This window comes from Leucobacter komagatae (assembly GCF_006716085.1).
GTDB classification, from domain to species: Bacteria; Actinomycetota; Actinomycetes; order Actinomycetales; family Microbacteriaceae; genus Leucobacter; species Leucobacter komagatae.
Genome location: NZ_VFON01000001.1, coordinates 868,239 through 894,884 on the forward strand (window position 1 = coordinate 868,239; position 26,646 = coordinate 894,884).

A 26,646-nucleotide genomic window follows, 5' to 3' on the forward strand; every position below is an offset into this window, starting at 1 on the left:
CACACATGGAATACATCACAGTCGACACCGATGGACCGATGTGTCTCGTTACTCTCAACCGCCCGGAGGTACGCAACGCGGTGCACCGCCCGATGGCCGATGAGCTCGCAGCGACCGTCGCGGCATTCGAAGCGGATGAGGCTCTCCGCGTCCTGGTTCTCACCGGCGCGGGCGGCACGTTCTGCGCCGGGGCGGACCTGGGCTCAATGCAGGATCCCGATCTCCGCAACGACGTTTCTCCCGTCGGCGACGGGCCTGGCCCGATGGGTCCCACTCGGCTGCGCGTCGGGAAGCCACTCATCGCGGCAATCGAAGGGTACGCGGTCGCAGGCGGGCTCGAGCTCGCCATCATGGCAGACCTGCGCGTTGCGGCAGAGGACGCCGTGCTCGGCGTGTTCTGCCGCCGTTTCGGGGTTCCCCTCATCGACGGCGGAACAGCCAGGCTCCCCCGCATCGTCGGCCTTGGGCGCGCATTGGATCTGATTCTCACAGGCCGCGCCGTTCCCGCAACGGAGGCACTCGCCATGGGACTGGTCACCAGCCTCACCGCACCTGGGGCAGCACTCGCAGGCGCCCTCGACCTCGCACGGACAATCGCCAGCTTCCCGCAGGAATGCATGATCACTGACCGCGCCTCGACATACGCTGCAATGGATCTCTCACTCGAGGAAGCGATCCGCAGCGAAGGCGTTGCGGGCGGCCCGATCGTCGAGCGCGAGGGCATCGCAGGAGCCCGTCGATTTGCGGATGGAGCTGGCCGGCACGGGGCATTCTCGACCGAGGCGTCCGCCGCCGGAACGACCGCCGCCGGCGAACCAATCACCGTGACGCCCCCTGCCGACTGAGCTGCACCTGCTTATGCACCCGTTGGTATGCGCCGCACCGGTTTGAATCAGCTTGCATCGATCGCCTCTCCTGCGGCCCATGCACGGTCGGGCGCTCCTACCTTCGAGCTCGATCTTCGCGCCATACGCTTCCCCGCTCTCCGCTCTCCGTTCTCCGCTCCCCGCGCTCCGCTCTCCGCTCTCCGCTCCCCGCTCTCCGCTCTCCGCTCTCAGTCTCAGTCTCAGTCTCAGTCTCAGTCTCAGTCTCAGTCTCAGTCTCAGTCTCAGTCTCAGTCTCAGTCTCAGTCTGAGTCCGTTTCCCGCCCCAACCCCAACCCCAACCCAGTTAGGAACGCATCATGTCGACACTCGGAGGCGCAATGGCGCGCCAGCCGTTAACCATCGAACTCATTGCCCGCGGCGCTGCCCAGCATCGTGATCGCATCGCGGTCACCTTTGGTGATGCGGCCCTCACTGTTTCGGAAGTCGATAGCTTGAGTTGGCGTCTTGCCCGCGCTCTGCTCGGGCCCTGCGGCGTGACGCCTGGCACACCCGTCGCCCTGCTCATTGACAACGGTTTATTGAGCGTGCCCGTCGACTTTGCGTGCGTACGAGCAGGCATCAATCGAGTGCCGCTGAACTCGCGTCTCTCTCCAGGGGAACACGCGCAAATGCTCGCTGAGGTGCAGGCGCGTCATCTCGTCGTCGGCCCCGGACTGGAGGAGCGGGCAGCTGAACTTGCGGCTCGAGTTCCCGGACTCGAACTGCTCAGTCTTGGTGACGTCGAGCCTCAGACGGTGCCCCTCTTGGAACTCGCCAACCACGCGTCGGATGAAGCTATTCAGCGCACGGTTTCACCTGACGAAGTCATTCTGACCCTGTTCACGTCGGGCACCACTGGGACGCTAAAGGCCGCCCGACATACTCAGGCCAGCTACGCTGCTATCGCGCGAAACGTCATGCTGAACTTGCTCGACCCGAAGCCAGGCGATGCGATGCTGCACGCGGCCTCGCTCATCCATGCAAGCGGGGTGTTCGTGTTGCCGTTCTGGCTCAGGGGCGCCCGAACCGTCATTCACTCCGCTTTCAACCCAGTGACTTTCCTGGCTGCCCTGTCGAGCGAACGCATCACCGCGGTCAACCTGGTGCCGACAATGCTGGCGGCACTCGTCGATCATCCCAAATTCAGCCACACCGATGTCAGCGCGTTACAGAATGTAATCTATGGGGCTTCACCGATGCCCGCGACGTTGCTTGAACGGGCGATGGAGGCCTGGGGTTCCCACCGATTCTGGCAGTACTACGGACAAACAGAGGCCCCGCTCTGCCTAGCGGTGCTGCGTCCGGAGGATCAGCAGCTCGCACTCAGCGGTGTCGCGGGTATGCCATGTGTCGATGTTGAGTTGCGTATCCTCGCGGATGATGGCTCTGAAGCGCCTGCGGGCACTCCCGGCGAGATCGCAGTCCGTGCTCCATCGGCCGTCGACGGCTACCACAATGCGCCAGAGCTCACCGCGGCCACATTCGCCGACGACGGTTGGGTGAGGACTCGAGACATCGGCGTCATCGACGAGCACGGATTCCTCTCACTCAAGGACCGCACGTCGGACATGATCGTAACCGGCGGCTACAACGTCTACCCACTTGAGGTCGAGAACGCGCTCTCTGCGCATCCAGAGGTCAGAGAATGCTGCGTAGTCGGGCTACCAGACAACCGATGGGTCGAGGCAGTAACTGCGGCGGTTGTGATCCGTGAGGGCGGCAAGGTGACTGAACCGGAGCTTGTTTCCTTTGTTGGTGAACGGCTGGCCGGATATAAGAAGCCCAAGCGGGTCGTCTTTGTTCAAGAGATACCGAAGACCGCTGTTGGCAAGCTCAATCGGCGGATCCTGCGTGAGCAACTGGGCAAGGTTCAGTAGGTGCGCTGAGAGCCCTCTGCCGTTACGGCTCAGTTCTGAACCGTACTCGGCTCGGCGGGTCTTCCACGTGTTCCGTTCCCGTAGGGCTCACCCAGGTCAGCACCCCACCGTCGCGCTGACTCACTTGCCACCCCGTGTGATGCTTGATCGTGTGGTGACCTCGGCAGAGATACGCAAGGTTGTCAGTCGATGTAGGTCCGCCGTGCTCGGCGGCAACCGTGTGGTCAACGTCACATCGAGCTACGGGTACGCGACAACCGGGGGCCCGGCAATGCAGATCTCGCGCTGCAAGGAAGCGCTGAATTGTCGGAGTCGGTCGATACCTGTCGACGCTGAGCACGGTGCCGCGGCTGTCTACCGAGACAGCGTCCCACACATCGGCGGAGCCCGCGACTCGCTGACCTGCACCCCGAGAGATCGGCCCGTACCCCACCAGTTCAGAGACAGGCCCACGGGTCGTCAACGCCGCGCTTTCGACCGGAGAGTCATTGCGGGCGCCGGAGCCGGTTTCGAAGCCAGGCTCGAGGCCGGGTTCGAGGCCAGCCCCGAGGCCGACTGCAGAGCCCGGCACGATGACTTGTACCAGGGCACGTATCCCCCGCGCCCGGCGGTCGGTTGAGTCGTCGCCGAGAGGGATGTCGCCGAAGAATAGGAGATCGCAGAACGCGTCGGCTTCAGTTTGGTCGAGGGTTCGCTGTTTCGGGATGGGTTTTTCAGAGCCAGCCGGCGCCTCATTGCTGGTGTAACCAGACGAGTCCCCGCGCTTGTTCCCCTGCCCCTCTGCGTTGTCGGGCGTCCTACGGGTCTCGCCGCTTCGTTCCGCCTGCGCAGACTCCCCAGCAGACTCCGCAGTAGACTCCGCAGCACTTCCACGAAGCGCCGCCTTCGCAATCCGCCGAATTCGATCGCGAATCCCATACGCTTCGAGCGCAGGGAGGTAGGCTCGCAGCTCTGCCATGCCGTCCGGCATTTCCGCGACTCGCACATGGCGCCGCGCGACGGCACGCTGATGCATGACTTCGACTTCTACTTGGGCGCCCCGTTCAGCGAGCACATGTGCGACCGGTTTCAACCGATTCGGTGGGTCAACCTTGGCCCGAGGGAGCACGTCAGCCTCGTATCGGCCCCGGCGCTCCGCTGCCTCACCGTCGCTATCGAGCCCGAAGAGACTCCCCTCATCAACAATGATGCGGAGATGCTCGGCGCTAATCTCCCCGTCAGCGAGGCTGCGCAGCGATGCGGGGTACAGCGACACCGCCTGATGCGCGACGTCCATGAGCCGCCCTGCCGCGTGTTCACTCATGCGGTATCGAGCCGCCACTTCGAGCCTCAGCGATCGTTGAGCCAGGGCACTGTTTGGAGGCGCTGGCCCACCAACCGGGCCGCAGGCACGCTCGACGATGCGGCTCAGCGCCCGTGTCTGGGCCGCCTCAGCTCGCCGTATCGACAGCATGGCCTCGTCAAGTTGCGCGAAGTCTTCGCGGTCTTGCGCGAGGCGCCTCTCCTGGGACGTGCCGGGGCCCTGCGGGGAAGCATCGGCTGCACTACGCGAGCCTACCTCAGCCCGCTCAGCGCGGAGGTGAAGTTCGTACGCCGGTGAAAACCCGGACTCATCTGGAGCATCGGAGGGTGGGTGTAATTCAGTCATGCTCCGAGTTCAACACGACGCCGCAGCCCTGATCCGGCTATCCCCAGCGGCAATGCGACTCACGGGTGCCGCGACGAGCATTCGTCCGCTGTGGGCCGAGCAGTGCACGGCCACACCTGAACACGTCGAACAGCACGCCGAACAACACGCCGAACAACACGCCAAACAGCACGCCGAACAGCACGCCGAACAGCACGCCAAGCGACGCCCCAACCGCGCCAACCGCCTCCAACCAACCCCAGCCGCCCCAAGCGGCAAGAGCGTGGCCCCGGCTCATGTATGAGCCGGGGCCACGCTCTTAACTTGCACTGCGAGAGCTGAAAGGGCGCGAGCGCCTAGCCCTCGATCTCGCCGACAGGGTTCGGCGTGTTCGTGTCGTCGTAGCGGTAGATGCCGATGAGCGCCGACGAAGGCTCATTCTTATCGGTGAGCGGCCCGCCACCGGCTTGACCCTCGTAGTGAATGTCTTTGCCGTCTTCGAGGAGTGCGAGGCAGTCCTTAAAGGTGCTGCAGGTGTCGCCACCATCCGCGCCCGAGACCGCTGCGAGGTTATCGCGAATCGCTGAAGGATCGGTGCTGCCCGCCTTCTGCGCTGCGAGAGCCACGAGCATCACGGCGTCGTACGACTCTGGCGCGAAGTTCGTGCTCTTCGTCGCCGAGCTATCGGCCGCAACGAGGTCTTCAAGGAACGTTCCCTCAGACGCGCGGCCCGGCGTGGTGCCCTGGGCATTCTCGAGGAGGCCAGCATCGAACTCTGGGTAGGGAACGGTGTTGCCGTCGACGAGGTAGAGCTTCGAGAGATCGAAGCCCTGCGCTGCGAGCTCGGGGATGATCTGCTTGGCTTCCTCGTAGCTGACGATCGCGATGGCGTCCGGCTTCTTCGAGAGCGCCGCCGTCACCTCGGAGGTGAACGTGGTCTGCCCCTCGGGGAACTCCTCGCCTGAACCCTTCGCCCCGTAGACGAGCTCTGCGCCGGCGCCCTCGAGAGTCTCCTGGAAGTTGTCGCGGAGGCCGATACCGTAGTCGTTGTTCTGCGCGAGCATTGCAACGGTCGTGTTGCCGTCCTGCAGCACCAGGTTGCCGAGCGCGCGACCCTGGATGATGTCGGACGCGATCGTGCGGAAGTAGAGATCGTTGATACCGGACATCCCGATGCCGGTATTCGACGGGGATCCCATCAGGATTCCAGCTTCCGTAAGCCTCGGCATGGCCGCGTTCGAGTTACCGGTGCCCATCGCGCCAAGCACGAACGACGGGTTCGCTTTGATGATGTCGTCAACACTCTTGTTGATGATCGTCGGGTCGGAGGCGTCGTGCTCGTTGCCTTCGACGACAAGCTCGACGTCCTTGCCGAGCACACCGCCCGCCTCATTGATCTCCGACAGCGCAAGCTTCACAGCCGCCTGCGGCCCGTAGATCAGGTGTGCAAGCGTGCCCGTCTGCGGAAGCAGTGTGCCGATTTTCAGCGCCCCAGTGTCACCGGCGGGCTTCGTCGTCTCTTCAGACCCTGAGCCGTTACTGGTCGAGCAGCCCGAGAGAGCCAGCGCCGCACCGGCTACGAGCGCGATAGCCGCGGCTGTCTTCTTGGAGTAAACCTTCATTGGTTACGCCTTTCCATACGTTTTGGTACGCCCCACCTTTGGAGCGGTACGTTCGTAGCGTATCGCCGAGCGCGAGACTTGTGGGGTGCCCTGCAATGCCTGAGACAAATTTGTTAGATTCCGTCAACAGCGACGCTTGCCGTGGCGCCGGAAGAGCCTGGGCTCGGCCTCTAAGACTCTTCGCCGAGCCGCTGCCCCACGACCGCGGAAATCCCATCGCGGCGCATTGAGACGCCGTAGAGCGCGTCGGCAATCTCCATGGTGCGCTTCTGGTGGGTGATGACGATGAGCTGTGAGGTCGCCCTGAGCCGTTCGAACACCTGCAGCAGCCGCCCGAGGTTCGCGTCATCGAGCGCCGCCTCGACCTCGTCCATGATGTAAAACGGGCTGGGCCGCGCCTGGAAGATGGCGACGAGTAGCGCCACTGCCGCGAGCGAACGCTCCCCACCAGATAGCAGCGAGAGGCGCTCCACCTTCTTGCCCGCGGGGCGAACTGCGATGTCAATGCCCGTGGAAAGCAGGTCGTCAGGGTTCGTGAGCGAGATCTCGCCGGCGCCGCCTGGGAAGAGGATCGGGAACACCTCAGCAAACGCCGCCCGCGTATCCTCGAAGGCCGCAGCGAAGATGCCCTGCATGTGCTCGTCGAGCTCCTCGATGATCTGCCGCAGGTCTGCGCGGGTTTTCGTGAGGTCCGCGAGCTGATCGACAAGGAACTTGTGCCGCTGCTCAAGCGCCGCGAATTCCTCCAGCGCGAGCGGGTTGATCCGCCCAAGCTCGGAAAGTCGACGCTCCGCCTTCGCAAGGCGCTTCTCTTGTTCAGCGCGCACGTATGGGATCGTGGGCCGCGCAGGGGGCGAAGCAGCGGCAGCGGCAACCTCAGCACCAGCACCAGCACCAGCACCAGCACCAGCACCAGCGCCACCACCAGCACCCGGAAGGTCTCCCTCGCCGCTTTCCGAGGCTCCCGCGGGCTCCTCAGCAAGCCCGAGTTCCATGGCGAGCTGCTCCTCGAGCGTGAGCTCGCGTGCGGCGCCAGAGTCGACGTCTGCGCCAGCAGCAGCACCGCCACCACCAACACCAGCAGCAGCACCGCCATCCGCGGGCGCCGCGCCCTGCGGCGAGCCGAGATCCTCACCTGTCGGGATCCCGACCTCGGGCCCATACTCGGCGACCAATATCTCCTCGACCAGGCCGAGCTCGTTCCCCGCGCGTTCCAGCAGCGATGACAGCTGCAGCTTGCGCTCGTAGCTCTTGAGCTCCGCCCCGTGGACAAGCTCGGTGATCGACTGGAGTTTGCTCCGCCCCTCGGCTTCCTCCGAGCGCAGCAGCGTAAGCTCCTGGCTGTTGCGCGCGCGCTCCTGCTCGGCGGCCTGCTGCTCGATGCGGGCCTCGCTGAGGGAGCGATCGCACGCGTCAAGGATCCCGGGAAGCGTTTCAGCGACGTGTTCAGCGCGGGCGACCTGCCTGCTGCGAAGCACGGCCCGGCGAGCAGCCTCTTCCGCGGCGGTACGCTCCGCGGCGAACTGGTGCGCGAGCGCGACGCTGCGCTCCTCGGCGGCGCGGGCCCGCTCCTTGGCGGTCTCGAACGCGAGCCGCGCCTCGATCTCGGACGCGCGCGCGCGATCCACCTCGGCGACCAGCCCATCGCGCTGGCTCGCGTCGAGGATCGGGCGGGGCTTCGCCGCCGCGGCCTCGAGAGCCTGCGTCGCCGCGTCGACCTGCTGCGCAGCCTCGTCACCCGATCCTGAGACCCCGGCGAGCGCCGTCGCTGCTCGCTCCGCCTCCGACCTGGTCGCCTCGGCCCGGACGACGAGCTGCTGCCTGCGCCTGGCGTGCTCCGCGAGGCGGGCATCGGCCTCGCGGAGCTCGGCGTACGCCGCCTTGCTCTCCGCCTTCAGCCTCGTCGCGCGCTCGCGCTGGTCGGCGAGCTCGGCCGCGGCGGCCTCGATCTCTGCCGCGATCTGGGCGAGCCTGCTCCGCGCTTCACCGAGATCGGCCGTGAGCTCGATGCGCGACGGCGCCTGCCCCGAGCCGCCCGCCAGCGTGTGCTCGGTGAGCACGTCACCGTCGGCCGTAACGATCGTGAAGCCGCTCGCTGGCAGCGCCGCCGCAAGCTTCGCGGCGCCGCTGACCGCGGCGTCAATACTCTCTGCGACGTAGCTCCGGGCGAGCAGCCCGCGGACCCCCGCGGGAGCCTCGAGCAGGATCTCCGAGACCGCAACAAGGCCCTCAGGGGCTGGCGCGGTGTTCGTCGTATCGAGCCGATGGTTCGCGGCGCCCGCAATCACCGCGCGTAACCGGCCGAGGTCACGCTCGCGTGCGCCCGCGACCGCGCCGCCCGCGACGTCAACACTCTCGACGAGCAGCGCGTCACCGAACACCCCGAGGGCCGCGCCCACCGCGGCCTCGTAGCCCTCTCGCACGCGCACGTGATCCGCGACGCGGCCGAGGATCCCGTCGGGCTGTTCCGCCAACAGGGCGCCCGAGGCGTCGCGCTGGTCGAGGGATCGCGCGAGTGCGCTCGCCCTGGCTTCAAGCCCGGCTGACTCCTGTTCGAGCGCGTGCAGCGCGGACCGCAGTTCGTCGACGAGCCGCTCGGCCTCGGTCTCCCGCTCCTGCGCTTGCCGGTACGCCCCGTCGAGGCCGCCCTCGGGAAGCGCGGCATCGGCGCTCTCGGACTCGAAGGCCGAGAGCTCCGCCTCGGCGTCGGCTGCCCTGGCCTCGGCCTGCGCGAGTGCCTGCGTGCGCCGCTCGAGCTCGGCGGCGATCGTCGCCCGCTTCTGCTCCGCGGAGTCGAGGCGTCCCCTGAGGTCGGAGAGTTCGAGGTCGTGTCGCGATACGAGCTCTGCCTGAGCTTGGATTTGTTCGTCGATCCCGTCGAGCGCCTGCTGCGACCGCCTCGTGGCCTGCTCGGCGGCGCGCCACTGATCCTCATGTTCGGGAATGCGCGCCGCGAGCTCGTGGGCTTCCTCCCGCGCTTCGTCGACGCTCGCGCGGCTCGTGAGCGCGACCTGCTCCGGCGCCTCAGACTGCGTCGCGAGGAACGTCAGGCGCTGCTGCGCCTGCGCGAACAGGCCGCGAAGCTTCGACTGCGCGCTCTCAAGCGCGAACGTGACGCGCCGCGCCGCGTCAAGCTCGTCGCCCTGCTGCTCTTGCTCGAGGCGCGCGATCCTGAGCTGCTTCTGCTCGACCTGCTCCTGGAGGACGATCCGCTCGGAGTGGCGCTCCGACTCGTCTCTCGCGAGGCTCGCGAGTTCCGCCCGCAGTCGGGTGACGTCGTCAGCGAGCAGGCGCGCCTTCGCGTCGCGCACCTCGGCGGCGATGGTCTGTGCCTGCCGCGCCACCTCCGCCTGGCGCCCGAGGGGCTTGAGCTGGCGCCGGATCTCGCCCGCGAGGTCATTCAACCGGGTGAGATTCGTCTCCATCGCGTCGAGCTTGCGGAGCGTACGCTCCTTCCGGCGGCGGTGCTTGAGAATGCCCGCGGCCTCCTCGATGAACCCGCGGCGGTCCTCGGGCGTCGCGCGCAACACGGTGTCGAGCTGCCCCTGACCGACGATGACGTGCATCTCGCGGCCGAGCCCCGAGTCGCTCAAGAGCTCCTGCACGTCGAGCAGCCTGCACGACTCGCCGTTGATGGCGTACTCGCTCGAGCCATTGCGGAAGAGGATCCTGCTGATCGTCACTTCCGTGTACTCGATGGGGAGTGCGCCGTCGCTGTTGTCGATCGTGAGGCGCACCTCGGCCCTGCCGAGCGGCCCACGCGTTGAGGTGCCTGCGAAGATGACGTCTTCCATCTTGCCGCCGCGGAGCGTCTTCGCCCCCTGCTCGCCCATCACCCAGGCGAGCGCGTCAACAACGTTTGACTTTCCCGACCCGTTCGGGCCGACGATCGCCGTGACACCGGGCTCGAACTGAAAGGTCGTCGGCTGCGCAAAGGACTTGAATCCGCGAAGGGTCAGGCTCTTCAGGTGCACGCCGTGTCCTTCCCGTCTCAGGTGCCTCGCTTGCTTCGGTGCGTCGGCTGACGCGCCAGCGTACGCAGTAACTTGCGCAGTGACTTGCGCAGAGTATGCCCAAACACTACCGGGTGGGCGCGGAGAGAGCCCCTCTCCCGCGCCGAAAACTGGGGCGGGCGCGCTGGACCTGGTCACCACGCACCTCGCCTAACCCGCCGCGTCAGTGACCGTTCACGCCCGGGGAGGGCTGGTGCCCGCTCTTCCGACGAACTAGTCTGACCCTGAGGAGCTGTCAAAAATCTATGTTTCGACAGTGATAAATCGAGGGGGATTCTTTGCGCTTAAAAGCTCGGCTGGGGTCGATTGTTGCCGCCGCCATCGTTGTCACGTCCGTCGGGGCCGCGCCGGCCATGGCGGAGTCTGAAGTGCCCGACACACAGCCACCGCCGGCCTCGCGAATGCTCGACAGCCCCTGCGCGGGAGTGAGCTTTCCGCTCGCTCTCGAGGCCTCGTCAAAGTCGTACCTCGTCACCAAAGACGACGACTCCGAGGACGATGGCAGCCTCCGGTGGGCCTTCGCCCAGGCAAACGAGCACCCCGGCATCGACGAGGTCGTCGTCGCGGCAGACCTCGTTGTGCGAAGCACCGGGGATATCGAAGTAAACGGCGCTATCGTCCTGCGCGGCGAGAATGCCGCATCCGAGATCACGAACGTCTCTGACGACGCCGCACTTTTCTTGGACTACAACGCGGACGAGGAGTTCCCTTTCTTCGCTAGCAACATCGTGCTCTCAGGGGCCTCTGATGCAGCCGACCCGCTCGGGCTCTACTTCCGAAGTGAGGTGTGCTCAGTCGGGCTCCATAATGTGACACTCCAAGGCTTCGCCGACTACGGCCTGCTCGTCGGCGACACCTGGCCCTTCCCCCTGTTTGAGATCAAAGACAGCTTTGTCACCGGGAACCGCACGAGCGGCCACGGCTACGGCGACGGCGCGATCACGCTCGAGAACGAGGGCATCGCGGGCGACATCCGAATCATCAATACCGAGTTCCGCGACAACGAGGTCACCGCGTTTAATGTCTATGCGGATCTCGATAGCAGCTCCGACCTCCGTTCGACGATGCTCGTCGAGAACTCGCGGTTCATCAACAACCGTGAGACGTCCGACGATGAGCGCGCCGGAGCACTCCAGCTGAGCTGGGTCAGTGCCGATTCGCTTGAGGAAGAAGAGGGGCTACCCCCGATTCCCGGACCGTTCCTAACGATTAGGGACACTCTCTTCGAGAACAATGCCGGAGGGCTCGTTGGCGCTGTGGGTATCGGGGGACTCAGCTTTTCGAACGAAACTTCAGCCGAGGCCACCATGGTCTCGATCGAGCGCTCCACTTTCGACGATAACGTTGCGCTCATCAGTTCCCCTGGTTACAACGGACTTGCAAGCGACATCCAGATCCAGAGCGAGTCCCTCGACGACTTTCCAGGAGTTACTGCGCTGCGTGTCAGCGACTCGACCTTCCAGTCAGCTGCGGATTCGAGCGTGCCCAACATCCATTTTGACGAGGTTGACGGGCGTCATGTGTTCGATCACATCACCCTCGTGGGGAACGGCATCTCGTACCGAGACTCGGTCGAGGAAAACGCGTCGTTCGAGTTCACCAATTCTGTGCTGAGCACCGGCACCCGTGATCCGCTGGAATTTGATGATGCTCCGATGCGGGCCGGGGTTGCCGCTAAGGCTGCTGGCGAGGACGTCGTCCCGGCTTTCTCCGAGAGCCACATGGCCTACACCACCGCGCCATCGCTTGTTCCCGCCGGTGAAGGACGCCTCGTTGGTACGACAGCAGACTTCGCGCTCGGGGCGCTTGATGCTTCGCTCGGGCTCACCCCTGTCATGGTGCCGGGAACAGGGTCGAAACTTATCGACGCGGCGGGCCCCGGAGGCTCCCCCACCGACCAGCGTGGGCTTGCCCGCCCGCAAGGCGCGGGGCCAGACATCGGAGCTGTCGAGGTCGAAACCCAGCCCGCAACCATTGAGATCGGTGACGACCAGACCGGCAACGCAGGCGACACGATCACCTTCGACGTGACCCGCGCAAACGCGACCGAGAACCCCTGGACCGGCGAAGCCACCGTCAAGGTCACCACCCACGACGGCACCGCGACCGCGGGAACTGACTACACCGGCATCGAGGAAACCCTCACCTGGGAAGACGGCGACACCAGCCCGAAAACCGTCACCGTTCACACCAGCCCCGGCCACGTCGGCGAGGGCAACGTCACCTTCACCGTCACGCTCTCCGACCCCGGAACAAACACGACCCTCGGAGACCGCGTCACCGCCACCGGCACCATCATCCGTGACGAAGACGGTGGCACGGTGACCCCGCCGAAGCCCGACCCCAAGCCCAAGCCAGAACCGGGCAAGACCGGCACGAAGGACCCGCTTGCCGACTCAGGTAGCAACGCGTTCGCGGGCATCGCTGTGATCGGCGCCCTCCTGGCAGCGGCAGGCGGAGCATTCCTCTTGCTGCGCCGCCGCCGGGGCACGGCAGCGTAGGAACGGCAGAAACGTTAGGGCCGCCCTTTCCCACTGTGGGGAGGGGCGGCCCTAACGCTACCTAGTCACGGCTTGAGCCGCCGAGAGGCCCACCATCAGGGGCACCATCAGGGGCATCTCCAGAGGCACCTGCAGGGCCGCCTTCCGCGTCGCCCGTCGCCGGCGCGTTCGTCTCCTCAGCAGACGCCAGCCCAAGAGCCTCGGTCAGGGCCGCCGTGTCGCCAGAGACCGCGCCCGCGACAGCGACAACGCCAGCCATTCCCGCGGCCTTGGCCGCACGCTTCGCGGCGCGCTTCTCGAGCTTCCGCTCCCGGCGCCGCTCGACGAGAGTGTAGAGCACTGGCACGAGGATGAGCGTCAGAAGCGTCGACGACACGAGGCCACCGATCACGACGATCGCGAGCGGGCGTGAGATGAAGACCCCACCGCCCGTAAGCCCGAGCGCCATGGGAACGAGCGCGAAGATCGTCGCCGCCGCCGTCATCAGGATCGGCCGCAGGCGCAGCCTCGTGCCGTGTTCAACTGCCTCGTCGAGTGATGCCCCGCTCTCACGAAGCCTGTTGATGAGGTCCATGAGCACGATTGCGTTTGTGACGACGATGCCGATGAGCATCAGCAGGCCGATGAGCGCGGGCAGGCCGAGCGGCACACCGGTGATGAGCAAGCCGAGGATCGCGCCCGTCGCTGCGAACGGAATCGAGATAAGTAGCACGAGCGGTCCGCGGAAACTGCGGAACGTCGCCACCATCACAAGCAGCACGAGCATGATCGCGGCGAGCATCGCCACGCCGAGCTGACCGAATGCCTCGTCCTGCTGTGCACTCACGCCACCGAGCTCGAAGCTCACGCCCGCGGGCAGGTCGGTCGTGGCGATCGCCCGGTCCACGGCTGTGTTGGCGGCGTCGAGCTGGCCCGTCTTCGGCGTCACCGAGAGCACGACCTGGCGTTCGCCGTCGGCGCGGGTGATCACGGGGGCCGTCATTTCTTCCTCGACCGCAGCGATCTCGGAGAGCTTCATCGGGGCGCCCTTCGCCTCCGTCGCCGCTTTCGTCTCGGCCTCGGCTGCCTGCTGGTCAACGAGGGCCTGGGCGGCGTCTGCCTGGCCCTGACGCAGCGCAGCGATCTGCTCGTCGATGCCCGCGATCCCGCTCTGAGCGCCGTCGATTGCCGCTTGCAGGCCGGCCAGCTGCTCCGCGCGTTCCTGCGCGGCCTGCTGCTTACCGGCATCCTTCGGGTCAACGGGCGGGTATGGCGTCACCGGCGCGGCAGCGAGCGCCGCGAGCTGGGAGTTCAGCTCTCCGAGCTGCTGGACGAGCTCTGCGCGCTGATTGCCCGCCTCCCAAATCTGGTTCGTGAGGTCTGCGTTGGCTTTCAGTCGAGCTTCCTCGGCCTCGGCCTCGGCCTTCTCCTGGAGGGCGTCGCTCGCGGCCTTCTGCACGATCGCGGTCTGCTGCGGCGTCACCGGAAGGAGCAAATCGCCGAGCGTCGCCGCCGTGTACTCGGTGCCCGGGGTGCGCAACACGATATCGCGCTCCGCGCCCTCAAGCATGAGTCGGCCGATCGTTTCGCCCTGCATTGCGTCGCTGATCGTCTTCGCGACGGCGGCGCGGTCGAACCCGAGGCGCGCAGCCTTGGCCTCGTCGAGCTTCACCCGCATGACCGGCTGCTCGCCCTTGATATCGGAGTAGACGCTCTGCACGCCCTTGGCTTCCGCGAGCTCCTTTTCGAGCAGCTCGCTCGCCTCGCGGAGCGCGACGGGGTCGTTGCCGCGGATCTGGAGCGCGATGCCGCCGCCCCCGCCCGCGTCGCCGACGAACGCGTCCTGCGTCTGGAGTCGCAGCTCGCCGGCGTCGGTGAGCTTGTCGAGGGCGCCCTGGACGGCCCCGCTCACGCGCTCGACGTCCGCGCCGTCTGCGAGTTGCAGGTCGTACGAGATGGTCGGCTGGCCCTCGCCGCCGACAGGAATCGACGTCATAACGTCACGCACCCCATCAACCTTCGCGAGCGCCTGCTCGACGGGTTCGGCCTCCGCAACGAGGTCCGTCGCCCCCTCCTTCGCGGTCTGGGTGAGCTGCAGGCTCTCCTGCCCCGATGAACCGAGGAAGTCGGTCTTCAGGAACGCGGTCATGCCGAGCGTCAGCGCGAGGATCAGGCCCGAGCTCACGAGCGTGATCACCGGGTGACGACGGGTCGCCGAGAGCGCGGGCATGAATGCCCGCTGCAACCGGTCCGGCGCCGAGTGGATCTCATCGAGTTCGGAGGGCACGCGATCAGGATCAGCGTCGGCGTCGCCCGTCTCGCCAGCCAGGCCCGCCTCGCCAGCCAGGCCCGCCTCGCCGTCCGTGCCGGCGCCCGCTTCGCCACGGCGCGGCTTCGGGGGCTTCTGCATGAACCAGTAGGCAAGCACAGGAACGATGGTGAGCGCGACAACGAGCGAGGCGATGAGCGCGATCGAGACGGTCACGGCGAACGGCCGGAAGAGCTGCCCCGCCATGCCCGACACGAACGCGATCGGGAGGAACACGGCAACTGTTGTCAGGGTCGACGCGGTGATCGCCCCGGCGACCTGGCGAACGGAGGCCACGACGCCCTCGATGGTCAGCGGGCCGGTCCCGCGCCGTCGGCTGATGTTCTCGATGACGACGATGGAGTCGTCAACGACGCGGCCGATCGCGATCGTGAGTGCGCCGAGCGTCAGGATGTTCAGGGTGTTGTCGCTCATTTGCAGGCCGATCAGTGTGATCAGTAGCGAGAGCGGGATTGAGACCGCGGCGATGATGGTGGACCGCCAGGAGGCCAGGAACGCGAGGATCACGAGCACCGCGAAGACGAGGCCGAGTCCGCCCTCAACAGCGAGGTCGTGGATCGACTGCTCGATAAACGGGGCCTGGTCGAAGATCGTGACGAACTCGGCCTTGAGCCCGGGGGCCTGGCGGTCGAGCTCGGCGGTGACGGCGTGCGAGATCTGCACGACGTTCGCCCCGCGCGCGGGCATGATTTGAAGCGTGAGGGCAGGCTTGCCGTTGACGCGAGAGATCGTATCGGCGGGAATCGTCTCGGTTCGCACGTCCGCGAAGTCCGAGACGCGCACGACGCCGTCCTCGGTCGCGATCGGGAGCGCCGCGATGTCGTCGAGCGACCCGATGCCGGTGCCAACCGTGACGGGGATGGATCCCGCTTCGCCGTCGATCTGCCCGGCGGGCAGGCTCGCGCCGTTCGCCTGCAGCACGGCCTGGACCGTGGCGGGCTCGACCTTCAGCTTTGCAACGTCGGCTGGCCGGAGATCAACGACGACCCGTTGGGCCTCCCGGCCCGAGAGCGTCGCCTTCTGCACGCCCGGAAGCGCCTGGAGCGCGGGGACGACACTTTGCTCAAGCGCGTCGCCGAATGTCGTTTCGTCGCCGCTTGTTCCAGCGCTCAGCATCATGGCGGGCATATCGTCAGCGCCGCCGGAGAAAACCTCCGCCTGCGCGCCGCTCGGGAAACTCGGTTTCAGGGCGTCCAGGCTTGCGCGAATGGTGCGCACCGTCTCCTCGGCGTCCTCATCAAACGGCCACTCGACCATGATGTTCGCGTAGCCGCTCGAGGTGTCGGAGTTGACGCTCGTGACGCCCGGGATCGACTTGATCGCCTGCTCAGTGGGCTCGGTGACCGCCTTCACCAGCTCCTCGGGCGCGAGGCCGTCAGCCTGGACCGATACGTAGGCCATCGGCACCTTCATCGACGGCATGAGCTCTTGTTTGAGCGCTCCCATCGAGATGATGCCGAGCACCGCGACCGCGAGGGTCACGAGGCCGACTATCAAGCGGTTCTTCAAACTGAGACGGGTGAGCGGGGTCATAACGCCTTTCGGGCAGGGTCGATCTCACGTACCGATCCAGTTTGGCGTTCCCGTTCGCTCCCCGCGTCGTACCCAGGTACGACGCCCGTCCACCCAGGGGATGATCTTTCAGGCGCCCCGCGCTTCCCGGCGCTCGCTCCCGCGCCGCTTTCGAACGCTACACGACGGGGATGATGCTGCCGTCAGTGTCGCGCCTGCCAAATCCAAAGGCGCGATCCACCGCGATGTGCACGAACCACGCAAGCCCAGCGAGTCCGAGGGCCCAGACGCCGCCGTCCATCGCCCCGGTGAGCAGGAAGACCGCGAAGCCAACGGCAAGGACCCCGACGGCGATGAGGGCGTTGTGCATCGTGTTGTAGAAGGCGACGCGCTCGGGCTTCAGGCGCCCCGGGCTCGCGAACGCCCCAATCAGCGCGAAGTCGGGCAGGATCGCGAAGATCAGGGCGACGGTGACCGCCGGCCACCCGAACCACACGCACCACAGCACGGTGATGATCAGCCAGAGGAGGGCGCTCATGCCCCAAACCACACGCGAATAACCCATGAGGCAATGCTATTGGGTGCGCTCGAAGCCCGGGCACAGCTGAGCTGTGCCCAGGCCGGGTCGCCGCTACCCCTTCGCGACGCTCACGACGACGGGCGTCGGGTTCGCGAACAGGTCGTAGACGGGGCAGTTGATGTCGACCGCGTCGCGGAGCTGCTCGTAGCGCTCCTGCGTTTCGGGCCCGGTGAGCTCAACGTGAAGGCGGATCCCGCTGAAGCCGGGCCGCACAGTCTCGTCCTTCCCGAGGAGGCGGGCGGCGTCGAGGTCGCCCTCGGCGCGCACGCGAATGTCGTCGACCTGAATCCCGAGCGCCTGCGCATACAGCCGGTACACGACGACCTGGCAACCGACGAGCGCGCCGAGCGCATAGTCAACGGGGCTCGCGGCGACGTCGTCGCCAGCGAGCGCGGCCGGCTCGTCGATGACGAACTCGTGTTTGCCGGCCCGTACGCGGGTAGCAACCCCACCCTCGCCAACGCCCTCGACCCGGTAGGTGAGCTTTGAGGAGTCGCGGTTCTGGTCGATGCGCTTACTCCAAGCGGCGCCCGCGTCATCGAGTCGCTGCGCGCGGTCTGCGGCGGTGATGCTGGGAACGGTGACGCTGGGGATCGTGGTGGACTGGGGGCGGTCTGTGGCGAGTGCGAGAGAAGTCATGTCGGCTACGGTACAGAGCCGAAAAGCAGCCCGCATCCGCCGCCGAAACACGGTGAAACGGGGCGTCACACGGCGTCATGTTGGCGCGGCGACGGGCGCGCCTGTCCCGGCGCCGGGCACCCCGGTGTCACCCCGCGGCCCTGTTATGATTCGGAAACATGAACACTATGATTTCGGGATCGGGATCCGATGTTCTCTTCCTGCATGGCGGCGGCGTCGCGGGCTGGATGTGGCGGCCCGTGCTCGACGTGCTCGCCGGCGGCCTGCGGGCGATCGTCCCTGATCTGCCCGGCCACGGCTCGAGCGGCTCCGTCGACTACGTTTCCCACGACGAAACGCTCGCCCGGCTCGCCGACCTGATTCGTGACCGTGCACCCCGCGGAGTGACCGTCGTCGGCTTCTCGCTCGGTGGGCAGCTCGCCCTTCGGCTTGCGTCCGAGCATCCGGAGCTCGTTCGGGCCGCACTCGTCGTGAGCGCCGAGACCACGCCCGCTCCCGCGCAGGCCGCGACGCTCGCGCTGCTCAGAGCTTCCGCGCCGCTCGCGAAACGCGAGTGGTTCGCGAAGCTGCAGGCCCGTCAGCTCGGCGTGCCCGCGACGCTCCTCGGGCGGTACATCACAGACAGCGCCAGGGTGTCGGAGGCGACGCTCCTCGCGAGCGTCAAGGAGAACATCTCGTTCACGCTCCCCGACGGGTGGGCGGCGTTCGCGGGGCCCGCGACCGTCGTCGTTGGAACAAAGGAGCGGGGGCTCATGCGCGCGTCCGCCGAACTCACGCACGCTGCGCTCCCCCACAGCACCCTCGTTGTCGCGGAGCGCGCGGGCCACGACGCGCCCTTCACGCGGCCCGAGCTCATCGCGGCCGAGCTGCGCGCGCTGCTGTCGGATGAGGATCCTGAGCGGCCTCAACGCGAGGTATCCGAGTGACGGCCGCGCCAAGCCCGCGAGCGACGGCACGCCCCAAGACGCACGTCTTCTTCGATTTCTTCGGCACGCTCGTGGACTATGACCCTTCCGTCCACCCCGCCTCCCGCAACGCGCCGCACGAGTTCGCCGTGCGCGCCGGTGCCCCGATCGATGCGCCCGCCGCGAGTCGATTGTGGGAGCGGGCGTGGCTGGAAGTCGACGGGCAGGCGGCGAGTACGGGGCGAGAGTGCTCGATGCGCGAGATCGCTGAACGCTTCAGCGAGCTCGCAGGCATCGCCGCACCCGACGCTGAGCTCGAATGCCTCGTCGACGACTACCTCGAGGCCTGGACCTCAGGGATCACTCTCGCCTCCGGCGCCGAAGCATGCCTCGCGGCGCTCGCCCCTCTGCACACGCTCGCGGTCGTGAGTAACGCGCACGATCCACGCCTGGTGCCGCGCATGCTCCGCAGGTTTAAGATCGAGCACTTCTTCACGGATGTCATCACCTCTGTGGAATTGGGCTGGCGCAAACCACACCCCGAGATCTACCGGATCGCCCTTGAACGCACCGCGGGCTCAGTCGACGCCACGGTCTTCGTCGGCGACACCTGGGAGGCCGATGTGGCCGGGCCGCGCGCCCTCGGCATGGACGCCATCTACGTGGGCTTCCCCCGACGCGACCGCGCTGCGGTGGGGCTCGCCGAGGTTGCCTCGCTACTGGGCGTCGGATAGGTTCACAGGATGGCAGCCACGCTCTCGCACACGATTAGGCAGTTCACCGAGGCAGACACGGAGCAGGCGGTGGCGCTCTGGGAGACGTGTGGGCTGACGCGCCCCTGGAACGACCCGCGGTCTGACATCGCCCGCAGCCTCGCCGCGCAGCCCGAGCTGTTTTTCGCGGCCGTGGCAGATCAGGCTGCGCCCCGCACAAAGCCCCAACTCCTCGGGACGGTGATGGCGGGGTACGACGGCCACCGCGGCTGGATGTACTACCTCGCGACCGCGCCCGAGGCCAGAGGAGCAGGAATCGGGCGCGCCCTCGTCGCTGAGGTTGAGCGACGCCTTGAGTCGCTGGGCTGCCCCAAGGCGCAACTCATGGTGCGCACTGACAACACCCAGGCCACCGGGTTCTACGAGGCCCTCGGGTACGGGGTGAACGAGGTGCTCGTGCTCGGCAGGCGGCTCATCGAGGACTCCCCGGCCGCGTAGCCATGCGGGGGGTTTCTCGGGGTTTCTCGGGGCTTTCCCGCTCGGCGCGCTCACTCCGGCTGCGATCGACGTTGCTGATGCCGAGACTGCCCCGAAGCATGATGTCTCGGACCGATCGCATACGGAAGGGTTGAGGGCTCGGGGACGCTTTGCGACTAACCGGCTGCCCCGCTATCCGTCGAGGAGCGTGAAGGCTGGCGCCTGCGCTCGTTGGGTTCGGGCTGCCTGCGCGTTGAGTCCGTCGCACCAGCTCGGGTACAGACGGAATCCGCGCTTGCCTGCGCAGCCCGCGTGCTGCGTGATTCCGAGGTCCATCAGCATCTCTGCGGTAAACCGAAACACCCCCGACCGGGCGAGTGTTCCGGACTCAGCGGTTGCTCCTGGCTCGGCGACAAAGACGAGCAGCCCCGCTGTCCCATCGTCGGCGGCAAACGGCTGGGTCTTCCCGTCAGCGCCCCGCTCCCAGACGGCGACGAACGCGCCTGGCTTCGTGGGGGTGATGCGGGCGGTGCGGATCCGCCAGCGTTCCTCGGCCTCACCCACTCTCAGCAGCACGGTTCCAGACTCGTACTCGCCACCCTGTTCCTCTGGTGTCGGACCGCCGAGCACCTCGCCGAGGCCGACCAGGCGCGGAGACAACCGGTGAAACGTTGGAAATGACACCCGAGAAGCCTACCCCGGCGCCGCCTACAGGCCCGACGCCACAACGCCACAAGATGCACAATAAATCTTGCGCAATAGTTCTTGTGCGATATTCTCGTTTCATGGCCGATCAAGCAAACCTCCACCGCGCTGCCCACATGCGCGTGCTCGCCCACCCGACACGACTGAAGCTGCTCGCCCTGCTGCGGGAGCACGGTCCCCAGACTGCCGCCCTCCTCGCACGACACGTCGATGAGGCGCCTGGCTCCCTGAGCTACCACCTGCGAAAGTTGGCAAGCGCCGACCTCATCGAGGAGGCGACCGACGCGGGCACCGACGCGCGCGAGCGGTGGTGGCGCGCCACACACGCAGAGACGGTGTGGAACACGGCGGAGTTCGCGGCCGACCCCGAACGCCTCGCGGCCCAGCAAGACATGTACCGAGCGCTCGGGCAGGCCTACGCGCAGCGCCTCGCCGCCTACATCGACGGAGCTGGCGAACTCGACCGAATCTGGCTCGAAGCTGGCTTTCTGACAGACCGGAGCCTGCGGCTCACCCCCGGGCAGCTCGGGCAGCTCGGCTCAGAACTTGAAGCACTCCAGGAGCGCTGGCTGTCGGTGAGCCGCGAGAACATCGCCCAACCCGACGTGAGCCCCGACGCGGCAGACGTCTTCTTCCTCGTGCAGGGCTACCGGCAGCCATGAGTAGGCGTTCCGACGCCGCCAAGAGCCCCGACCAGCCGGGCCGCCCCGCAGCGATGCGCTCCCTCCGCGCCCTGCTCGTCAGCCACGCGCTCTCGCGAACGGGAAATGTCGTCACTGTCTTCGCGATCCCGTTCGCGGTGCTCGCCACGGGCGGGTCTGCGCTGCAGGTGGGGCTCGCCGCGGCCGCCACGACGGCGCCCGTCGTCATCGGTGGTACGTTCGGCGGCGTGGTCATCGACCGCATCGGACACGTACGGGCGTCGGTCATCGCAGACCTCATCAGCGGGGCGACGCTCGCCCTGATCCCTCTCCTCGCGCGTGCCGATGCGCTCCCCTACGGGGCGCTGCTCGCGCTCGTCTTCCTCGGTGGGGTGTTCGACGCTCCGGGCGAGACCGCGCGGCGGGTGCTGCTGCCGCCGCTCTCACAGCGGGCGGGGCTTCCCATCGAGCGGTCCATCGGCTTTCTCGACGGCACGAGCCGGCTGTCGGCGCTGCTCGGTGCGCCCCTCGCGGGCGCCCTGGTCGCAGCCATTGGGCCACACCCCGCCCTGTTCGCCACCGCGGCGGCCTTTGCGCTCTCGGCCGCGATCACGGCGGGCCTCGTGCGTCTGCCCGCGGGCGCGGTCGAACGCGAGCCATCGCTCGGCTACTGGCGCGACCTCGCGGAGGGAATGCGGTTCACGGTTCGGGATCCCTTGCTCGCGCGCATCGTCGCCCTCGTGCTCCTCACCAACGCGCTCGACGCGGCGCGCTCGGGGACGCTGATGCCGCTCTACGCGGCGGAGCAGCTCGGCGGCCCGACCGCCCTCGGGGTGGTCGTCGGGGTGTTCGGCGCCGCCGCCCTCCTCGGTACCGTCGCGTTCGGATACGTCGCGCACCGGCTCCCGCGAAGGATCCCGTTCGCGCTGTGCTTCGCGGTTGCGGGCGCATTCTCTTTCGCGCCAGCGCTGGGGGCCGGGGTGCCGGGCATGGTCGCGGCCGCCACCGTCAGCGGGCTCGCCGCGGGGGCAATCAACCCGATTCTCGGCGCGGCGCAGTTCGAGCGCATCCCTCCCCAGCTCAGGGGCCGCGTGCTCGGGCTTGTGACAGCGGGTGCGTGGGCCGGAATGCCGGTCGGCAGCCTCCTTGGCGGCGTCGGGGCCGAGCTCATCGGGGTGCGCTGGATGTTTCTCGCGATTGGGGTGGTCTACGTCGCAGCGACGCTCACTCCCCTCGCCGGCGGGCAGTGGAAGCTTATGGAACGAGGCCGGGGTTAGCTATCCGCGGCACGCGCCGCCGAATCGCCCGGCCCAACTCGCTCGACGGGTTGCCGCAGGAGCGTGCGCATCCGCTCCGGGGCGGTCTTCCGCGGGTCGCTGAAGTACACCTCATGATGGGTGCCGCGCATCGCGAGCCCCGCGGACGGAATAAACCGCTCATGCAGCTCTTCGAGCACCGGGGCCTCGTCGTCGAACGAACCAACGTGCAAGGTTTGCACGCAGAGCCCTTCAGCGAGCGTCGCAAAGCGGACACGTTCGAGCATCTCGGGGGCATTCTTCCCGCCGAGACCGCGCACAACGGTGTCGAACATGGCGTGGTCGATCCACTCCGGAACCATGATCATCATCGTCCAGCGCCATACCGACTTGTCGCGCGACACCGTGAAAGAGTCCATATCGTCGGCCCACCAGAGCCCTTCAAGCGGTGGGACAACGTAGTCACGGCCCAGCTCACGCTTGCTCGCAAACTTCAGCTTGTACGCGACCGGATACAGCGCCTCAAGCGCGCGGGCGTACTCGCCGCCCTCGTTGGGGTCGCCCTGGCCGTCAATCATGAGGTACGTCGTCTCAGGCACCTGGGCGAGGCGGAACTCGCCTCGCTTCGCCCGGAAGCTGTCGAGCGTCTTCTTGAAATCGATCTTGTCTGACACGCGGGCTCCTTCATTCGGGTGGCGCCAGCCTACACGCGGCGCGGCCCGGACTGGCCTGGGCCGGCACTGGGCCGGCGGTACACTGCTACCGATGAGCACCCAGCCTGCAGCACCCGGCGCCGCCCCGCTTTCCTCCGCGCCGCCCGCCAAGCTGTCCACCGCACTGCCCACCGAGCTCGCTCGTCCGATCGCGACGACACTCGCGGCCTTCGAGGCCTCCCGCGCGGCTGGCGCTGACGAGGACGTGCACATGGTCGCCGCCGTCGTCGACTGCGTGGTCTCAGCTCTGTCCGCTCCCGGCGCGCTCGTGGCCGACCCATTCGCCGGATTCGGCACGACGCTCGCCCGCGCGGCCGCGCTTGGGCGACGCACGTTCGGCGTCGAGCTCCTTCCCGAGCGCGTCGAGCTTGTGCGGCGGCTCGTGCCCTCCGCGCAGGTCATCGAGGGTGACGCGCGCGAACTCCTCCGCCTCGCGCGGACCGCGACGCCGACCGTCGACGCGGGGTCCGTTGACCTCATCCTCACCTCGCCGCCATACATGACCGCGAACAACCACCCGGCCGATCCTCTCACCGCCTACGAGCACGATACCGGCGACTACGCGCGCTACCTCGCCGAGCTCGGCCTCGTCGCCGCGCAGTGTGCCCGCCTGGTGAGGCCCGGAGGCTTCGTGGTGTGGAACGTCGCCGACATCTTGCACCACGGCCACACGACGCACCTCATTGTGGACTGCGGCAAGGTGCTCGACAGGCACTTCACCCGCGTCGGGGTCACGGAGATCGCGTGGAACGTGTACCCGCACGATCTCGTCGCCGATGCCCTCCTCGTGTTTCAGCGCCAGTAGCAGACGATTACACATATCGCTTTCGCGCTGATCACCGCGTCAGCCGCCTAGTCGGCCAGGGTGCAGTTGGCCCCTTCGACGATGAGCCGGATCGTCGGGTTCGGCTCGTCGATCGACCCGGCAACGGAGCACACCTTACCCGCCTCGATCTCGACCTCCCCGAAGGGCACGCCCTCAAACGCCATCGTGGTGCCCTCGCCGAGCTCGAGTGCCTCAAAGGCCTCTCCGTCGACGCTGACCCGCACCTGAACCTGTTCGCCCGCGAGGTCTTCGGGAAGCTGTCGCAGCTCGATTGTCGCCGTGCCGGTTTGAGCGGAGGCGCAGCCCGCGAGCGTCAGGCTTGCCGCGGCTGTCGCGAGGGCGAGCGCCGCGGTGGTCAGGAGTCGTCCGTGCATACGGCTAGTATGGCAACCACCTTGACGACTGCGCGAGGAAGGTGCAGGCTACCCCCATGCACCAGGGCATCCGCTTTGACCACGTTGGCATTACTGTTGAGCACCTCGAACCGGCGGTCTCGTTCTTCGAATCCTTTGGCTTCGAGGTCGAAGGCCGCACGTTCGTTGAGGGCGAGTTCATCGATGCCGTGACCGGAATCCCCGGTTCCCGTTCCGAGATCGTCATGCTGTCGCTCCCGGGTTCCCCGAGCGGGGGCGGCGCGACGGCGATCGAGGTGTCGAGTTTCGTGCGACCGGCCCACACAACTGGTACCCACGCGCCAATGGCGAACGAGGTCGGGCTCCGCAGTCTCGCGTTTGAGATTGAGGGCCTGGACGCGAAGCTCGCCGCGCTGGCCGCAGACGGCTACGGCCTCATCGGCGGCGTCGGCGAGTACGAGGGCGCCTGGCGGATGGCGTATGTGCGGGGGCCGGAGGGCATCATCGTCGCACTCACCGAGCGCGTGAAAGACCCAAGCGGCTCGGGAGGCTAGCTCCCTTCAAAACCCCGTTCCCCGATCCCAAGGACATAGGCGGCCTGCGCCACGTGTTCAAGCGCGTCTGCCGAGATGCTCACGAGGCGTACGCCGAGCGTGACGGGCGGGTCCCACCGCTCGTCCACCACGCGAGACAGGTCGGCCTCGGCGAGGGTCTCGATGAATGCGACCTGGGCGTCGACGACCGCGGCGAGGTGTTCGAGCAGGAGGCCGGGGTCGTCAACGACAATCGCGCGCGCCTGCTCAGGGGTGTGGCCGTACCCGAGGTCATCGGGAACGGTGCCGAGCGCGAAGCGAACGTCGAACCCGGCGGCGGACCAGACGGGCTCAAGGGCAGTGAGTGCTGCGAGCTGGACGTCGATCTCGCGCGCGGCATGCCACAGCAGCCAGGCAATCGAGTTGTCGTGATGCGGGTGCGCGTTGAGTACCACGGAGGTGAGTTGCTCGCGAAGCATCTCGGCGGCCGCCACGGGCCGGCGGGCGAGGTCTGTGAGCATTGCGGTTGTGGGTGCGGGTGCGTTCATGCGTCAACGATACGCCGCGGCACTGGCACTTAGCCCTACAGCGCAACGATGAGCGAGAGCACGGCGAGCGCAAGCACGACCGGCGTCATAACGAAGCGCTCACGCTTCGAGCGCGAGATGCCGTTCATGACGATGCCGAGCACGCTGTACCCGAAGATCACCCATGTTCCAATGGTTGCCGCTGGCTCAGGCACCAGGTCGATGATGCCGGCTCTGCTCAGGATGACGAGCTCGAACGCGGCGTACAGCAGCAGGGAGGCAGCTGAGCCGACCCTGAGCCTCACGGGGAGTCGACCCCGGTGCTGCCCACCCCAGCAGTACGCGCCAACGGGGGCGCCGGCCGCCGCCGCAATCTGGAAGACCCCGAGTGCCACGATAACGACCGTGAATATGATGGCGGCCACTGATTCAGCTCCCGTCAACCTCGTCGTTGCTGCTGGGCGTCACAGCACTGATGGGGGCACAGCACTGATGCGCACGGCGGTGCCACTCACCTTGACTCCGCCGTCACCGCTGGCGTCCACCTCGAGCAGACAGGGCTGCCCCATGTCTTCGCCCTGCAGCACACGAAACTCCCCGGTCTCCGGCAGCAACCCATTCGCGCGGAGGAACCCACCGAGCGCGGCGGCCGCGGCCCCGGTCGCCGGGTCCTCGACGACCCCGCCGATCGGAAACGCGTTGCGCGAGTGGATGAGATCTGCGCGCTCGCGGCTGAGCAGGCTCACGGTCCCCCACCCCTCACGCAGCATGAGTGCGGTCAGCGCGGCGAAGTCGTAGTCGAGCGTCGCGAGGCGCTCGCGCGTTCTCGCCCAGAGGATCGGGTGCCAGAGCCCGCCAAACGCGAGGCCCGTCGGCAGATCGGGATCCAAATCTTCGATATCCCAGCCGAGTGCCGCGATGAGCTCCGTGAGCGGCCCCGACCCGAGCTCGGCCGTCTTCGGCGTGACCGTGGTGAGGGTCGCCCGGAAGCCGTCTTCGGCCCGCGCCACGCTCACGCGGATCTCCCCGACGTTGGTGTGGAGCAGCAGCTCCCCCGCCCCAAGCGCAGCATCGGCGAGCGCGACGGCTGCAGCGACCGTCGCGTGGCCGCAGAAGTCGACCTCCGCCTGCGGGCTGAAGTACCGGATCCGGTACTCGCGGTCGCCGCGCGGCTCGAGGAACGCGGTCTCAGAGTAGCCAAGCTCGGCGGCCAACCCGAGCCTGTCGGCGTCGGTCAGCGCCGAGGCGTCGAGCACGACACCTGCCGGGTTGCCGCCGCCCGTTGGGGTCGGGAAGGCACTATACCTGAGCGTTGGGATGGCACCGTGGAGCGTTGTCATGTGCGAAGCATAGCCGACGCATCGCCGGCTGCGGCACCCTGTCTCCGGTGCTGGCCCAACACAAATGGGGTCCGGCCAAAGCCGAACCCCATTTGCTGGAAATTTGCGTTTC

23 protein-coding genes are annotated in these 26,646 nt (G+C 67.2%); 10 read left to right on the forward strand and 13 right to left on the reverse strand.

Annotated elements, in window-relative coordinates:
- Positions 1-5 precede the first annotated feature (5 nt).
- Both FB468_RS04020 and FB468_RS04025 read left to right on the forward strand, forming a co-directional pair.
- Entirely contained in the window at positions 6-845 is an 840-nt protein-coding gene (locus FB468_RS04020) for a crotonase/enoyl-CoA hydratase family protein (protein WP_141886198.1), read from the forward strand.
- A 338-nt stretch (positions 846-1,183) separates the two neighbouring features.
- Positions 1,184-2,743 carry a class I adenylate-forming enzyme family protein gene (locus FB468_RS04025; protein ID WP_141886199.1) on the forward strand — a complete coding sequence of 520 codons (1,560 nt, stop codon included), beginning with the start codon at positions 1,184-1,186 and terminating at the stop codon, positions 2,741-2,743.
- A gap of 22 nt (positions 2,744-2,765) precedes the next feature.
- Here the strand turns inward: FB468_RS04025 and FB468_RS17650 are convergent, their stop codons facing one another.
- The 4 genes from FB468_RS17650 to FB468_RS04045 form a co-directional block, all read right to left on the reverse strand.
- Positions 2,766-4,391, reverse strand: coding sequence for an HNH endonuclease signature motif containing protein (locus FB468_RS17650; RefSeq protein ID WP_141886200.1), 1,626 nt, complete (start codon positions 4,389-4,391; stop codon positions 2,766-2,768).
- 37 nt (positions 4,392-4,428) lie between these two features.
- Entirely contained in the window at positions 4,429-4,668 is a 240-nt protein-coding gene (locus FB468_RS04035; RefSeq protein ID WP_170219616.1) for a hypothetical protein, read from the reverse strand.
- Positions 4,669-4,726: 58 nt separating this feature from the next.
- Positions 4,727-5,992: an ABC transporter substrate-binding protein gene (locus FB468_RS04040; protein WP_141886202.1), complete on the reverse strand. Its 1,266-nt coding sequence runs from the start codon at positions 5,990-5,992 to the stop codon at positions 4,727-4,729.
- Positions 5,993-6,162: 170 nt separating this feature from the next.
- Positions 6,163-9,966, reverse strand: a complete 3,804-nt coding sequence (locus FB468_RS04045) for an AAA family ATPase (protein WP_141886203.1) — start codon at positions 9,964-9,966, stop codon at positions 6,163-6,165.
- Positions 9,967-10,373: 407 nt separating this feature from the next.
- Here FB468_RS04045 and FB468_RS04050 point away from each other — a divergent pair, with 407 nt between their 5' ends.
- Entirely contained in the window at positions 10,374-12,506 is a 2,133-nt protein-coding gene (locus FB468_RS04050) for a choice-of-anchor Q domain-containing protein (RefSeq protein WP_170219617.1), read from the forward strand.
- Positions 12,507-12,567: 61 nt separating this feature from the next.
- Here FB468_RS04050 and FB468_RS04055 read toward each other — a convergent pair whose 3' ends face one another.
- From FB468_RS04055 to FB468_RS04065, 3 genes are all read right to left on the reverse strand, one after another.
- Positions 12,568-16,347 carry an efflux RND transporter permease subunit gene (locus FB468_RS04055; protein ID WP_141886205.1) on the reverse strand — a complete coding sequence of 1,260 codons (3,780 nt, stop codon included), beginning with the start codon at positions 16,345-16,347 and terminating at the stop codon, positions 12,568-12,570.
- A 157-nt stretch (positions 16,348-16,504) separates the two neighbouring features.
- A complete protein-coding gene (locus FB468_RS04060; protein WP_246055744.1) occupies positions 16,505-16,864 on the reverse strand; it encodes a DUF4260 family protein in 360 nt (119 codons plus the stop codon).
- Between the two features lie 93 nt (positions 16,865-16,957).
- The gene (locus FB468_RS04065) at positions 16,958-17,545 is read right to left on the reverse strand and encodes an OsmC family protein (RefSeq protein WP_141886207.1); all 588 of its coding nucleotides are present in this window, start codon (positions 17,543-17,545) and stop codon (positions 16,958-16,960) included.
- Positions 17,546-17,703: 158 nt separating this feature from the next.
- Between FB468_RS04065 and FB468_RS04070 the strand changes: the two genes are divergently transcribed.
- Genes FB468_RS04070 through FB468_RS04080 form a run of 3 tightly spaced genes read left to right on the forward strand, consistent with a single transcriptional unit; the run spans position 17,704 to position 19,661 of the window.
- Positions 17,704-18,471 carry an alpha/beta fold hydrolase gene (locus FB468_RS04070; protein ID WP_141886208.1) on the forward strand — a complete coding sequence of 256 codons (768 nt, stop codon included), beginning with the start codon at positions 17,704-17,706 and terminating at the stop codon, positions 18,469-18,471.
- Positions 18,468-19,184: an HAD family hydrolase gene (locus FB468_RS04075; protein ID WP_141886209.1), complete on the forward strand. Its 717-nt coding sequence runs from the start codon at positions 18,468-18,470 to the stop codon at positions 19,182-19,184. The genes FB468_RS04070 and FB468_RS04075 overlap by 4 nt, the downstream gene beginning before the upstream one ends.
- A gap of 9 nt (positions 19,185-19,193) precedes the next feature.
- Positions 19,194-19,661: a GNAT family acetyltransferase gene (locus FB468_RS04080; protein ID WP_141886210.1), complete on the forward strand. Its 468-nt coding sequence runs from the start codon at positions 19,194-19,196 to the stop codon at positions 19,659-19,661.
- Between the two features lie 171 nt (positions 19,662-19,832).
- On the opposite strand, the gene FB468_RS04085 is transcribed toward FB468_RS04080, so the two are convergent.
- Entirely contained in the window at positions 19,833-20,324 is a 492-nt protein-coding gene (locus tag FB468_RS04085) for a MepB family protein (RefSeq protein ID WP_246055745.1), read from the reverse strand.
- 101 nt (positions 20,325-20,425) lie between these two features.
- On the opposite strand from FB468_RS04085, the gene FB468_RS04090 reads away from it, so the two are divergent.
- Both FB468_RS04090 and FB468_RS04095 read left to right on the forward strand, forming a co-directional pair.
- Positions 20,426-21,007: an ArsR/SmtB family transcription factor gene (locus FB468_RS04090; RefSeq protein ID WP_170219618.1), complete on the forward strand. Its 582-nt coding sequence runs from the start codon at positions 20,426-20,428 to the stop codon at positions 21,005-21,007.
- The gene (locus FB468_RS04095) at positions 21,004-22,263 is read left to right on the forward strand and encodes an MFS transporter (RefSeq protein ID WP_246055746.1); all 1,260 of its coding nucleotides are present in this window, start codon (positions 21,004-21,006) and stop codon (positions 22,261-22,263) included. Before FB468_RS04090 ends, FB468_RS04095 begins: the two co-directional genes overlap by 4 nt.
- Here FB468_RS04095 and FB468_RS04100 read toward each other — a convergent pair.
- A complete protein-coding gene (locus FB468_RS04100; RefSeq protein WP_141886212.1) occupies positions 22,260-22,916 on the reverse strand; it encodes a GyrI-like domain-containing protein in 657 nt (218 codons plus the stop codon). The genes FB468_RS04095 and FB468_RS04100 overlap by 4 nt on opposite strands.
- A gap of 91 nt (positions 22,917-23,007) precedes the next feature.
- On the opposite strand from FB468_RS04100, the gene FB468_RS04105 reads away from it, so the two are divergent.
- A complete protein-coding gene (locus FB468_RS04105; protein WP_141886213.1) occupies positions 23,008-23,760 on the forward strand; it encodes a DNA methyltransferase in 753 nt (250 codons plus the stop codon).
- A 47-nt stretch (positions 23,761-23,807) separates the two neighbouring features.
- On the opposite strand, the gene FB468_RS04110 is transcribed toward FB468_RS04105, so the two are convergent.
- On the reverse strand, positions 23,808-24,155 hold the full coding sequence (locus tag FB468_RS04110) for a hypothetical protein (RefSeq protein WP_141886214.1): 348 nt from the start codon (positions 24,153-24,155) through the stop codon (positions 23,808-23,810).
- A gap of 56 nt (positions 24,156-24,211) precedes the next feature.
- Here FB468_RS04110 and FB468_RS04115 point away from each other — a divergent pair, with 56 nt between their 5' ends.
- On the forward strand, positions 24,212-24,688 hold the full coding sequence (locus FB468_RS04115; RefSeq protein ID WP_141886215.1) for a VOC family protein: 477 nt from the start codon (positions 24,212-24,214) through the stop codon (positions 24,686-24,688).
- Here FB468_RS04115 and FB468_RS04120 read toward each other — a convergent pair.
- The 3 genes from FB468_RS04120 to FB468_RS04130 are packed head-to-tail and all read right to left on the reverse strand — an operon-like array spanning position 24,685 to position 26,534.
- Positions 24,685-25,215 carry a mycothiol transferase gene (locus tag FB468_RS04120; protein ID WP_246055747.1) on the reverse strand — a complete coding sequence of 177 codons (531 nt, stop codon included), beginning with the start codon at positions 25,213-25,215 and terminating at the stop codon, positions 24,685-24,687. The two genes, FB468_RS04115 and FB468_RS04120, sit on opposite strands and share 4 nt — an antisense overlap.
- A gap of 35 nt (positions 25,216-25,250) precedes the next feature.
- A complete protein-coding gene (locus FB468_RS04125; protein WP_141886216.1) occupies positions 25,251-25,619 on the reverse strand; it encodes a hypothetical protein in 369 nt (122 codons plus the stop codon).
- A 39-nt stretch (positions 25,620-25,658) separates the two neighbouring features.
- Positions 25,659-26,534 (reverse strand): PhzF family phenazine biosynthesis protein, encoded by an 876-nt coding sequence (locus FB468_RS04130; RefSeq protein WP_211359078.1) that lies wholly within the window; start codon positions 26,532-26,534, stop codon positions 25,659-25,661.
- Positions 26,535-26,646 lie beyond the last annotated feature (112 nt).

Bases quoted from the DNA above. Each gene is read 5' to 3' on its own strand.
- FB468_RS04060 (WP_246055744.1), bottom strand. From the start codon at position 16,864: ATGAGCGCCCTCCTCTGGCTGATCATCACCGTGCTGTGGTGCGTGTGG.
- FB468_RS04115 (WP_141886215.1), top strand. From the start codon at position 24,212: ATGCACCAGGGCATCCGCTTTGACCACGTTGGCATTACTGTTGAGCAC.
- FB468_RS04130 (WP_211359078.1), bottom strand. From the start codon at position 26,534: ATGACAACGCTCCACGGTGCCATCCCAACGCTCAGGTATAGTGCCTTC.
- FB468_RS04080 (WP_141886210.1), top strand. From the start codon at position 19,194: ATGGCAGCCACGCTCTCGCACACGATTAGGCAGTTCACCGAGGCAGAC.
- FB468_RS04025 (WP_141886199.1), top strand. From the start codon at position 1,184: ATGTCGACACTCGGAGGCGCAATGGCGCGCCAGCCGTTAACCATCGAA.
- FB468_RS04105 (WP_141886213.1), top strand. From the start codon at position 23,008: ATGAGCACCCAGCCTGCAGCACCCGGCGCCGCCCCGCTTTCCTCCGCG.
- FB468_RS04070 (WP_141886208.1), top strand. From the start codon at position 17,704: ATGAACACTATGATTTCGGGATCGGGATCCGATGTTCTCTTCCTGCAT.
- FB468_RS04020 (WP_141886198.1), top strand. From the start codon at position 6: ATGGAATACATCACAGTCGACACCGATGGACCGATGTGTCTCGTTACT.
- FB468_RS04095 (WP_246055746.1), top strand. From the start codon at position 21,004: ATGAGTAGGCGTTCCGACGCCGCCAAGAGCCCCGACCAGCCGGGCCGC.
- FB468_RS17650 (WP_141886200.1), bottom strand. From the start codon at position 4,391: ATGACTGAATTACACCCACCCTCCGATGCTCCAGATGAGTCCGGGTTT.
- FB468_RS04065 (WP_141886207.1), bottom strand. From the start codon at position 17,545: ATGACTTCTCTCGCACTCGCCACAGACCGCCCCCAGTCCACCACGATC.
- FB468_RS04040 (WP_141886202.1), bottom strand. From the start codon at position 5,992: ATGAAGGTTTACTCCAAGAAGACAGCCGCGGCTATCGCGCTCGTAGCC.
- FB468_RS04120 (WP_246055747.1), bottom strand. From the start codon at position 25,215: ATGAACGCACCCGCACCCACAACCGCAATGCTCACAGACCTCGCCCGC.
- FB468_RS04090 (WP_170219618.1), top strand. From the start codon at position 20,426: ATGGCCGATCAAGCAAACCTCCACCGCGCTGCCCACATGCGCGTGCTC.
- FB468_RS04035 (WP_170219616.1), bottom strand. From the start codon at position 4,668: ATGAGCCGGGGCCACGCTCTTGCCGCTTGGGGCGGCTGGGGTTGGTTG.
- FB468_RS04110 (WP_141886214.1), bottom strand. From the start codon at position 24,155: ATGCACGGACGACTCCTGACCACCGCGGCGCTCGCCCTCGCGACAGCC.
- FB468_RS04055 (WP_141886205.1), bottom strand. From the start codon at position 16,347: ATGACCCCGCTCACCCGTCTCAGTTTGAAGAACCGCTTGATAGTCGGC.